Annotated in this window: 1 pseudogene; it reads right to left on the minus strand. The window is 66.2% G+C overall.

The window, feature by feature from the left end:
* A pseudogene (locus ACPYOM_RS23860) lies at nt 1–237 on the minus strand (phosphoribosyl transferase); the annotation flags it as partial.

Below are 237 nucleotides of genomic sequence, written 5' to 3' on the forward strand. Positions count from 1 at the left end.
TACCAGGACGACAGTCTTCCCACGGAGATCGTGATCCGTCCCCGGGTACTCCCTGGCCCGGCGCAGCAGTTCCGAACGCTCCCGGGCTTCGACGGCGTCCAAGGCCGCCTGGGAGATGCCCCGGGCAAGAATGAGGTCCCTCAAGGGTTTGTTGACGATCCGGAGCACATCACCCCGGGACCACGCCAAAGCCCCGAACGCGGTTTCATCCCGGCCGGGAATGCCCAGCTTCCGCAC

It is taken from the genome of Monashia sp. HAY1-2A (assembly GCF_056755315.1).